Annotated in this window: 9 protein-coding genes and 2 tRNA genes; 7 read left to right on the forward strand and 4 right to left on the reverse strand. The window is 58.1% G+C overall.

Annotated elements, in window-relative coordinates:
* The first annotated feature begins 8 nt into the window (after positions 1–8).
* The gene (locus QN399_RS12950; protein WP_322218030.1) at positions 9–431 is read left to right on the forward strand and encodes a type IV pilin protein; all 423 of its coding nucleotides are present in this window, start codon (positions 9–11) and stop codon (positions 429–431) included.
* Positions 432–458: 27 nt separating this feature from the next.
* Positions 459–1562: a glycine oxidase ThiO gene (gene thiO / locus QN399_RS12955; RefSeq protein WP_330201016.1), complete on the forward strand. Its 1104-nt coding sequence runs from the start codon at positions 459–461 to the stop codon at positions 1560–1562.
* A gap of 55 nt (positions 1563–1617) precedes the next feature.
* Here the strand turns inward: thiO and QN399_RS12960 are convergent, their stop codons facing one another.
* The 4 genes from QN399_RS12960 to QN399_RS12975 form a co-directional block, all read right to left on the reverse strand.
* A complete protein-coding gene (locus QN399_RS12960; protein ID WP_330201017.1) occupies positions 1618–2961 on the reverse strand; it encodes a sigma-54 dependent transcriptional regulator in 1344 nt (447 codons plus the stop codon).
* Positions 2962–2963: 2 nt separating this feature from the next.
* Positions 2964–4553, reverse strand: coding sequence for an ATP-binding protein (locus QN399_RS12965; protein WP_322181986.1), 1590 nt, complete (start codon positions 4551–4553; stop codon positions 2964–2966).
* Positions 4543–4803, reverse strand: coding sequence for a PP0621 family protein (locus QN399_RS12970; RefSeq protein WP_322182870.1), 261 nt, complete (start codon positions 4801–4803; stop codon positions 4543–4545). Before QN399_RS12970 ends, QN399_RS12965 begins: the two co-directional genes overlap by 11 nt.
* Before the next feature lie 118 nt (positions 4804–4921).
* Positions 4922–5938: an outer membrane protein assembly factor BamD gene (locus QN399_RS12975; protein ID WP_322181984.1), complete on the reverse strand. Its 1017-nt coding sequence runs from the start codon at positions 5936–5938 to the stop codon at positions 4922–4924.
* A gap of 149 nt (positions 5939–6087) precedes the next feature.
* Here QN399_RS12975 and rluD point away from each other — a divergent pair, with 149 nt between their 5' ends.
* The 5 genes from rluD to QN399_RS13000 all read left to right on the forward strand — a co-directional run bounded on the left by rluD (position 6088) and on the right by QN399_RS13000 (position 10958).
* On the forward strand, positions 6088–7050 hold the full coding sequence (rluD, locus tag QN399_RS12980) for a 23S rRNA pseudouridine(1911/1915/1917) synthase RluD (RefSeq protein WP_219062582.1): 963 nt from the start codon (positions 6088–6090) through the stop codon (positions 7048–7050).
* 8 nt (positions 7051–7058) lie between these two features.
* On the forward strand, positions 7059–7781 hold the full coding sequence (gene pgeF / locus QN399_RS12985) for a peptidoglycan editing factor PgeF (RefSeq protein ID WP_330201020.1): 723 nt from the start codon (positions 7059–7061) through the stop codon (positions 7779–7781).
* Between the two features lie 151 nt (positions 7782–7932).
* Positions 7933–10497: an ATP-dependent chaperone ClpB gene (gene clpB, locus QN399_RS12990; RefSeq protein ID WP_322181981.1), complete on the forward strand. Its 2565-nt coding sequence runs from the start codon at positions 7933–7935 to the stop codon at positions 10495–10497.
* 282 nt (positions 10498–10779) lie between these two features.
* Positions 10780–10855: transfer RNA gene (locus QN399_RS12995), tRNA-Asn, on the forward strand.
* Between the two features lie 26 nt (positions 10856–10881).
* A tRNA-Pro gene (locus QN399_RS13000) sits at positions 10882–10958 on the forward strand.

The raw sequence follows: 10958 nt of genomic DNA on the forward strand, positions 1-10958 counted from the left end.
GAGGCTTTATGCGAAGGCAGAGTAAGGGCTTCACCCTGATAGAACTCATGATCGTCGTGGCGATAGTCGGCATTCTGGCGGCTATCGCCTACCCCAGCTACACGGAGTACGTGAAGAAAACCCATCGCTCAGAAATCGCCGGATTGCTCTCCGAACAGGCACAGAATCTTGAGCGATTTTATTCGCGTAATGGGCAATATTCCGATGTCACCGGTCCGCCTGCAGCAGCCCTCGTGATCTCCGCAGGCAACACTTATTACACTGTTGCCGCTGTCCGCAACGCACAAGATTTCACGCTGACCGCTGCCCCGGTCGCAGCTGCGATGATGAACGGCGACAAATGTGGCAGTTTTGTTATCAACAATACCGGTGCGCGCAGCAATCTTAACCTGACGAGTGGGGCTACGACCCTGCTGTGCTGGAGCCGTTAACCTTTTCCTTTTTACATCGAGTCCAAGATGTCCAAGCAGCAAGTAGTAATCGTCGGCGGTGGGGTGATCGGTCTGTTGACCGCGTTTACTCTGGCAGCCGAGGTAGAAAGCGTTGTTTTGCTTGATCGTGCCGATGTCGGTCAGGAATCGTCTTGGGCCGGTGGCGGTATTGTTTCGCCGCTTTACCCTTGGCGCTATAGCCCGGCGGTGACCGCGTTGGCGCATTGGTCGCAGGATTTTTATCCGCAATTGGCCGAGCGTTTGTTTTCGGCCACGGACATCGATCCCGAGGTGCACACGACCGGTCTGTATTGGCTCGATCTGGATGATGAAAAAGAAGCGCTGGAGTGGGCGGTTCGGGAGAACCGGCCGTTGAGTGCGGTGGATATTTCGGCGGCTTACGCTGCGGTGCCGGTACTGGGCGAGGGATATTCTCGCGCTATCTACATGGCTAACGTCGCCAATGTGCGTAACCCCCGCTTGGTGAAATCGCTGAAAGCGGCGTTGCTGGCGCTGCCCAACGTCACGCTTCATGAGCAGTGTGAAGTCAGTGGCTTTATCCGCGAGGGCGACAAGGTGCTTGGCGTCCGCACGGCGGCCGGTGATGTGCTCGGGGATCGCGTGGTGCTGGCGGCGGGTGCCTGGAGTGGTGAACTGCTGAAGACCCTTGGCCTGGAGCTGCCGGTCGAGCCGGTCAAGGGCCAGATGATCCTGTACAAGTGCGCCTCGGACTTCCTGCCGCGGATGATCCTTGCCAAGGGTCGCTACGCGATTCCGCGACGTGACGGGCACATACTGGTCGGCAGCACGCTGGAATATGAGGGCTTCGACAAAACCACCACGGACAGCGCATTGGAGAGCCTGAAGGCCTCGGCCGTTGAGCTGATCCCGGCGCTGGCGGACGCCGAGGTTGTGGGGCATTGGGCCGGGCTGCGGCCTGGCTCGCCTGAAGGCATCCCCTATATCGGGGCCGTGCCGGGCTTTGACGGGTTGTGGCTGAACTGCGGGCATTTCCGCAACGGCCTGGTGCTGGCGCCAGCGTCTTGCCAACTGCTGGCGGACCTGTTGTCCGAGCGCAAGCCGATTATCGATGCCGCGCCGTATGCGCCGGATGGAAGATTGGTGGGCTGAGAGGCTCAGCAGCCCCTACAGGGACCCAGTTTGCGCCGTGACCGCGTGGTATCCGTCAATCCAGCCCCAACTTTTTCAGCCGATAGCGCATGGACCGAAACGTCAGGTTCAGGCGTTGGGCGGCGGCGGTGCGGTTCCAGCGGGTTTCTTCCAGGGCCTGGAGGATGAGTTTGCGTTCGACGCTTTCCAGGTAATCTTCCAGGTTGTCGATCTCGGCCAGGTTGGGGCCGTCGGGGTCGTGGGCGCCGGGTGAGTCGGCCAGGCGCAGGTCGCTGACGTCGATCTGGTCGTTGTCGCACAGGGTGTAGGCGCGTTCGAGTATGTTTTCAAGCTCGCGCACGTTGCCGGGGAATCGATAGCTTTTCAGGGTCTCCAGCGCGTGTGCGTTGAGCTTTGCTGCGGGCTGTCCCGAGCCGTCGGCCAAGCGTCGGAGGACGTTGTCGGCGAGTTGGCCGATGTCTTCCCGGCGCTCGCGCAAGGACGGTACGCGAAGCTCGATGACGTTCAGGCGGTAATACAAATCCTGGCGGAAACGCCCGGCAGCGACTTCGGCGCTCAGGTCTTTGTGGGTCGCGCAGAGAATGCGCACGTCCACCACCAACTCTTGCTGTCCGCCCACGCAGCGCACGGCTTTTTCCTGGATCACGCGCAGTAACTTGACCTGCATGGCCAACGGCAGGTCTGCGACTTCATCAAGGAACAGCGTCCCGCCGTTGGCAGCCTGAAACAATCCGGGCTTGTCCTCGACCGCACCGCTGAAGCTACCTTTACGATGGCCGAAGAACTCGCTTTCCATGAGTTCAGAAGGAATGGCGCCGCAGTTGACCGGAATAAAGGGTTGGCTGATGCGCGGACCTTGCTCGTGAATCAAGCGTGCCACTAGCTCTTTGCCGCTGCCCGATTCGCCACTGATGTAGATCGGAGCCTGACTGCGGGCCAGTTTGCTGATCTGGTTGCGCAGTGCACGCATGGGCGGCGAGTTGCCCAGCAAGCGGCTGTCGATGCTGCTGCTGTCAGTTGTGGTCGGGGGGTGCAGGCGCAGGGCGCTGGTCACCAGTTCGCGGAGGAGGGTGAGGTCCACCGGTTTAGTCAAAAAGTCGAAGGCCCCGGCTTTTAGTGCATTGATAGCGGTGTCGAGGCTGCCATACGCTGTAATCATCGCCACTGGCACCTGCGGGTGACGTTGCTGGATGTGCTGCACCAACTCCAGGCCATTGCCATCGGGCATGCGCATGTCCGTCAGGCACAGGTCGAAAGGCTCGCGCAGCAGCCAGTCACGCGCTTCTTTGACGTTGCGCGCGCTGCGGGTGTCGAGCTTCATCCGCCCCAGCGTGATCTCCAGAAGTTCGCGGATATCCGGTTCATCGTCGACGATCAGGATTTTTTGCCGTGTGCTCATGTTCAACTCAGTTTGAGCGGATGGGCGAAGGTGATGCGGAAACAGCTCCCGCCACCTTCCCGGGGACTGTAATCCAAGTGTGCTTGATTGCTTTCACACAGCTCGCGGGAAATATAAAGGCCCAGCCCGGTGCCTTTGTTTTCCGTGGTGAAGAAGGGTTCGAAAATCTTTGTCAGATGTTCGCTGGCCACGCCGGGGCCGTCATCGAGTACTTCCAGAATCGGCAAGTCGCTGATCGGATCGTGACACAGTTTTAGCCAGACCTGCGCCTGTTCATTGACCTTGGCGCTATACCGTAATGCGTTCTGCAGCAAGTTGGTCAGCACCTGCGTCAGTTGCTCGGGGTCCATGCGCGTCGTCAGGGTCCCAATACCGATGTCGACGTGCAACTGCTGGTTGGTCGTGGCGGCACTGCGAAAATCGCTGAGGAACGGCTCCAGCCAGCGTTTGACATCGAGCTGCTGCGGTTCGGCCTGACGTCGGCGAGACAGTTGCAGAACGTTTTCAATCACCAGATTCATCCGCCGGGATTGATCGTGAATGATCTGACCCAGGCGCAGGTCAGGCGCCGTCAGGTCCTCTGATTCTTTGAGCAGTTGGGCGGCATGGCTGATGGCGCCCAGTGGATTACGAATTTCGTGGGCGATCCCGGCAGTCAGGCGGCCTAATGCGACGAGCTTGAGTTGCTGGGCCTGTTGGGATATCTGCGACAGGTCCTCGAGAAAGATCAGGGTGTGACGCCGTTCGTCGCGATTGAGGGCGATGAAGCTTGGTTGCAGCACCGGGCCGAGGGACGTCGCCACACTCTGCGGACGCAACATCGGGTTGATCTGCCATTGCTGCAGCCGGTCGACCAGCGGTGGGCAATAGTCGTCGATGGTTTTGCCGATCAGGTGTTCCTGGCCCAGCAGGGTCAGGGCGCCGTGATTGGCCAGCAGCACCTTGCGTTGGGCGTCGAGCACCAGAATGCCGGTGCGCATGCGTTGCAGGATCAACGCGTTGAGTTCTTCGAGGTTGTCGACATCTGCCGCGCGTTCTTTTGCCAGCGACTCGCTAAGGTGCAGGCGATGGGTCAATGCCTGTACCAATAACGCGGCGGCAAAGCACATGGCGCCCAGCGAGCCAGCCTGGAGATAGTGGTTGTACGCCGACGGTCGATTGAAGCTGAGATAGAAGGTCAGGTAAATGATGCCGATGGCTGCAACCGCGGCAATCAACAACCCAGTGCGCCCTCGCAGCAATATGTTGCTGATGGCGACCGATGCAATCAGCAGGTTGCCGATGCCGCTGGGTGCGCCACCGCCTGCGTAAAACAACGCCGAAAGCATCACGACATCGGCCAGCGCCAAGCTGAATGTCTGTACAGCATTGTTCGGTCTGTCCAGCAGCACGACGACCAGGATATTGAAAACCAGATACAGCCAGCAACCTGTCCTGAACAGGATCGGGTTGGCCAGCTCCAGCAGGTCATCATCCAGATTGCTGGAGATCATCAGGACCAGCGTGATGCCGATGACCAAACGATAAAGGTGATAAAGCCGCAGGATACGCTGGGCCTGATTGCCGCTCAGTGAGAGTGTCTCAGCGGTCACGAGAGCCTGGGCCTTGTTCCAGGTGTGTCTGGCTGCAGTACCACTGTTTCCCCGCGTTCGATTCCAGGCTCAACGCACGGTCACGGGGCAAATGGACGCCGCAGTGGGCGCAGCGGACCATGGGCTCGGCTGCGATTTCAGGCGATTCTGCCTGTTTGGAGGGCGCAGGGTGTTTACCTATTCGTTTGAAGAAGTGCATCGCCGCCGCGATTAAGGCGATCAATAAAATTAAGCGTACGAAGATACCCATGTCTACCAGCTTTCTGATTGAAGATTCGGCAGTGTAGCCAAGGAGCTGTCGGGCGCACAGTGGAGAAATGCCCAATAAAAAAAGAGACCCGAAGGTCTCTTTTTTCAATACGACTGAATCAGTCGAAAATACCCAACGTCATGTAGCTGAACCACGAGCGGTCTTTGCTGTTGCCTTCCGCTTGATGATTCTGCTCGTCGACCTCGTCCTGATTGGCAGGCAGCAGTTCCGAAGGAATAGCGTCCTTGGCATCTTGGTACTGTTTGAGCACGTCCTGGTTGGCGCGAGTTTCACCTGGCGGCAACGGCGTATTGGTGTTGATCAGGCCTAGGGTTACCTTCGACAGCCATGAGCGGTTGTCTTCGTCGGCGATCTGCGGCACGAACTGACCATCGACCAGGCTTGGATGGTTCGGGTAGTTCAGCTTGAGGACTTCCAGGCTGCTGGCAGCCAGTTCGTCCAGGTGCATATGCTGATAGGACTCGATCATCACTGCCAAGCCATCGCCGACGGACGGCGTTTCCTGGAAGTTCTCGACCACGTAGCGACCACGGTTGGCGGCTGCAACGTAAGCGTGACGGGTCAGGTAGTAGTCCGCGACGTGGATCTCGTAGGCAGCCAGCAGGTTGCGCAGGTAGATCATGCGCTGCTTGGCATCCGGCGCATAACGGCTGTTGGGGTAGCGGCTGGTGAGCTGGGCGAACTCGTTGTAGGAGTCGCGGGCAGCGCCCGGGTCACGCTTGGTCATGTCCAGCGGCAGGAAGCGAGCCAGCAGGCCAACGTCCTGGTCGAAGGAGGTCAGACCCTTCAGGTAGTAGGCGTAGTCGACGTTGGGGTGCTGTGGGTGCAAACGAATAAAACGTTCAGCGGCAGACTTCGCAGCCTCCGGCTCACCGTTTTTATAGTTGGCGTAGATCAGCTCCAGCTGTGCCTGATCGGCATAGCGTCCAAAGGGATAACGCGACTCCAGTGCCTTAAGCTTGTTGCTTGCACTGTTGTAGTTGTTGTTGTCCAGGTCGGCCTGCGCCTGCTGGTACAGCTCGACTTCGCTCAGATTTTCGTCGATGACTTCTTTCGATGAACAAGCAGCGGTGAGTGCGAGGATGGCGATCAGCAGCAGGTGTTTCACTTGCATGGCGGCTAGCGTCCCTATGACGGCCCGCTGTCTTGGGCGGGGCCGTCCTGTTATGATGGGCACCCCGTGAAACCCCGGGGCAAAAGACGCCGTATTTAACCACAAGCGCGCAGCCGAAACCAAAGGCTACGCCGCAGCCTAGTCTGAGCATGTCCGAGAATATAGAACTCCGCGCAGAGGTGCCGTCCGAATTGGGCGGTCAACGCCTCGATCAAGTCGCCGCACAATTATTCGCTGAGCACTCGCGCTCGCGCCTTTCCGCCTGGATAAAAGACGGCTGCCTGACTGTGGACGGAGGCGTTTTGCGCCCACGTGACATCGTTCATGGCGGCGCTGTTCTGCAACTGTCCGCAGAGCAGGAAGCCCAAGGTGAATGGGTGGCGCAGGATATTGAGCTCGATATCGTCTACGAGGACGATCAAATCATGGTGATCAACAAACCTTCCGGTTTGGTGGTTCACCCCGCAGTGGGTCATGCCGATGGCACGCTGCTTAACGCTCTACTGCACCACTTTCCGGACATCGTCAATGTTCCGCGCGCTGGCATCGTGCACCGTCTGGACAAGGACACCACTGGTCTGATGGTGGTGGCCAAGACAATCCAGGCGCAGACTCAGTTGGTGACGCAGTTGCAGAATCGCAGCGTCAGCCGGATCTATGAATGCATCGTCATTGGTGTTGTCACCGCAGGTGGCAAGATCGACGCACCGATCGGCCGTCACGGCCAGCAGCGTCAGCGCATGGCGGTCATGGAGGGTGGTAAGCAGGCGGTGAGTCATTACCGGGTGCTTGAGCGTTTCCGTTCCCACACCCATGTAAGGGTCAAGCTGGAAACCGGTCGTACTCACCAGATTCGCGTGCACATGGCGCACATCAACTTCCCGTTGGTCGGTGATCCCGCCTACGGTGGTCGCTTCCGTATTCCGCCTGCTGCCAGCGTGACCATGGTCGAATCGTTGAAACATTTCCCGCGTCAGGCGCTGCATGCGCGTTTCCTGGAGCTGGATCATCCGACGACCGGTAAGCGAATGAAGTGGGAATCGCCGCTGCCAGACGATTTTGTCTGGCTGTTGTCGCTGCTGAAGCAGGATCGCGAGGCGTTCATCGGGTGAACACGTTCGTGACGGATTGGCTGATCCCTGACTGGCCTGCGCCGGCAGGGGTCAAGTCGTGCGTCACCACCCGTGTGGGCGGCGTCAGTCAGGCGTCGTTCGACAGCTTCAATCTGGGTGATCACGTTGATGATCGCCCTGAGTCGGTGGCTGCCAATCGTCAGCATCTGACATCCAGCCTGAATATCCAGCCTGCCTGGCTACGCCAGGTGCACGGTGTCGTCGTTGCTCAAGCCGATCCTCTTTGTGTTGTCGAAGCTGATGCCAGTTGGACGATGACTCCAGGTGTCGCGTGCACCATCATGACCGCGGACTGCTTGCCAGCGCTGTTTTGTGATCGTGCGGGCAGTCGTGTCGCGGCGGCCCATGCCGGTTGGCGTGGGTTGGCTGCTGGCGTACTGGAAGCGACGGTCGATCATTTGGCGGTGCCAGCGAGCGATATTCTTGTCTGGCTCGGCCCGGCCATTGGTCCGCAAGCATTCGAAGTCGGACCGGAAGTTCGTGAAGCTTTTATAAGCACTCATCCCGAAACTGCCCAGGCATTTGTGCCAAGCCTCAATGCCGGTCGCTTTATGGCCGACATCTATGCCCTGGCGCGTCTGCGTCTGGCGGCATGTGGTGTGACGGCGGTGTATGGCGGCGGCTTCTGCACGGTCAATGATCCACGCTTTTATTCCTATCGCCGGAGCGCTCGCACCGGTCGTTTCGCCTCTCTGGTCTGGATTGACTGAGTCGACTACGCTCACTCATCATAATTGCTGACTTACGTCAATTAAACAGCGCTTGAATCCTGCAAAATCGACCGCATCTAATGGGCAATCCAGCAGGTTTTCTTCATAGGTGTGTCCATCGCTCCGGCCTGCTTAATAAGGAAGGTAACTAATGCGTATAGACCAGTTAACCAGCAAATTGCAGTTGGCTTTATCTGATGCTCAGTCCTTGGCTGTGGGGTTAGATCATTCGGGCATCGAGCCGGCGCACTTGATGCAGGCGCTGCTTGAACAGCAGGGCGGTACGATCAGGCCGCTGCTGATGCAGGTCGGCTTTGACATCAACAGCCTGCGTAAGGCGTTGAGCAAAGAGCTCGACCAACTGCCGAAAATCCAGAATCCTACCGGCGACGTGAATATGTCGCAGGATTTGGCGCGTCTGCTCAATCAGGCTGATCGCCTGGCGCAGCAGAAGGGCGACCAGTTCATCTCCAGCGAGTTGGTGCTGCTGGCGGCAATGGACGAGAACAACAAGCTTGGCAAGCTCTTGCTGGGCCAGGGCGTTAGTAAAAAGGCCCTTGAAAATGCCATTACCAATCTGCGTGGCGGTGCGGCGGTCAATGATGCCAACGTCGAGGAGTCGCGTCAGGCGCTGGATAAATACACCATCGATCTCACCAAGCGCGCCGAAGAAGGCAAGCTCGACCCTGTGATCGGTCGTGATGACGAAATTCGTCGAACCATTCAGGTACTGCAGCGCCGGACCAAGAACAACCCGGTACTGATCGGTGAGCCTGGCGTGGGTAAAACCGCGATTGTCGAGGGCCTGGCCCAGCGGATCGTCAACGGTGAAGTGCCGGATGGCCTTAAAGGCAAGCGCGTGCTGTCGCTGGACATGGGCGCGCTGATTGCCGGCGCCAAGTTCCGTGGTGAATTCGAAGAGCGGTTGAAAGCGCTGCTGAACGAGCTGTCGAAGCAGGAAGGTCAGATCATCCTGTTCATTGATGAACTGCACACTATGGTCGGCGCCGGTAAAGGTGAAGGCGCGATGGATGCGGGCAACATGCTCAAGCCTGCGCTGGCTCGCGGCGAGCTGCACTGCGTCGGCGCGACCACGCTCAACGAATACCGCCAATATATAGAGAAGGACGCAGCCCTTGAACGGCGCTTCCAGAAAGTGCTGGTGGATGAGCCAAGCGAAGAAGACACCATCGCGATCCTGCGTGGCTTGAAAGAGCGCTACGAGGTTCACCACAAGGTTGCTATTACTGACGGCGCGATCATTGCGGCGGCCAAGCTGAGTCATCGCTATATCACTGATCGTCAATTGCCGGACAAGGCCATCGACTTGATCGACGAAGCGGCCAGCCGCATTCGGATGGAAATCGACTCCAAGCCGGAAGTGCTCGACCGTCTTGAGCGGCGCCTGATTCAACTCAAGGTCGAATCCCAGGCCCTGAAAAAAGAAGACGACGAAGCCGCAATCAAGCGTCTGGAGAAACTTCAGGAGGAAATCGCCCGGCTTGAGCGTGAGTACGCCGATCTCGAAGAGATCTGGACCTCGGAAAAAGCCGAGGTTCAAGGTTCGGCGCAAATTCAGCAGAAAATCGAACAGTCGCGTCAGGAGTTGGAAGCGGCCCGTCGTCGTGGTGATCTGAATCGGATGGCAGAGTTGCAGTACGGGATCATTCCTGATCTGGAACGCAGCCTGCAGATGGTCGATCAGCACGGCAAAAGCGAAAACCAGTTGCTGCGCAGCAAAGTGACCGAAGAAGAGATTGCAGAAGTCGTGTCCAAGTGGACCGGGATCCCGGTCTCGAAAATGCTCGAAGGCGAACGCGACAAGCTGCTGAAGATGGAAAGCCTGTTGCACCAACGTGTGATTGGCCAGGACGAAGCCGTGGTCGCGGTATCCAACGCAGTGCGGCGCTCGCGTGCAGGGTTGTCCGACCCGGATCGTCCGAGCGGTTCGTTCCTGTTTCTCGGCCCTACCGGTGTCGGCAAGACGGAGCTGTGCAAGGCGCTGGCCGAGTTCCTGTTCGATACCGAAGAGGCGATGGTGCGTATCGACATGTCCGAGTTCATGGAGAAGCACTCCGTGGCCCGCCTGATCGGTGCGCCGCCGGGCTACGTGGGTTATGAAGAGGGCGGTTACCTTACCGAAGCTGTGCGACGGAAGCCTTATTCAGTGATCTTGCTGGATGAAGTGGAAAAGGCTCACCCGGACGTGTTCAACGTGCTGCTGCAGGTGCTTGAGGATGGTCGTCTGACCGACAGTCACGGGCGCACGGTGGATTTCCGCAATACCGTGATCGTGATGACTTCCAACCTGGGCTCGGTGCAGATCCAGGAGTTGGTCGGTGATCGCGAGGCACAGCGTGCGGCGGTGATGGACGCGGTCAGTTCGCACTTCCGTCCAGAGTTCATCAACCGTATCGATGAAGTCGTGGTGTTCGAGCCATTGGCGCGCGATCAGATTGCTGGCATCGCCAACATTCAGCTCGGCCGTTTGCGTGGTCGTCTGGCTGAGCGCGAGCTGAAGCTGGAGTTGAGCGCCGAGGCACTGGATAAACTGATCGCGGTGGGTTACGACCCGGTGTACGGCGCACGGCCTCTGAAGCGTGCAATACAGCGCTGGATCGAAAACCCGTTGGCGCAGTTGATTCTGTCCGGGCGCTTCCTGCCTGGCGCCACCGTGACCGGTACTGTGGTTGGCGACGAGATTACTTTCGGCTGATTCGTTCATTACCTCTATATAGAAGGACCCTCCTCGTGAGGGTCTTTTTATCAGCGCGGCATAAGGGGCAAGAAACCGAGATATCAGGTGTAAGCGCGGCGATCCTAAAAAAATCGCAAATCATTGTCTTAAATGCAGTTTTAAGGGTTGACAGTCTTTTTTAAAATTGTAGAATAGCGCGCCTCAGAGACGCGAACGTAGCGATGCAAACGGGTCATTGAGGCTGAAATAAGCAGTTAATTCAGCGCTGTAGTTGTAGAAGTTACGTCTGAAATGCATAGTTCCGCGATAGCTCAGTTGGTAGAGCAAATGACTGTTAATCATTGGGTCCCTGGTTCGAGTCCAGGTCGTGGAGCCATTTTCATCAAGATGTAGCTGTATTATCGGGGTATAGCGCAGTCCGGTAGCGCGCCTGCTTTGGGAGCAGGATGTCAGGAGTTCGAATCCCCTTACCCCGACCA

Source organism: Pseudomonas sp. 10C3, assembly GCF_036346185.1.
Lineage (GTDB): Bacteria > Pseudomonadota > Gammaproteobacteria > Pseudomonadales > Pseudomonadaceae > Aquipseudomonas.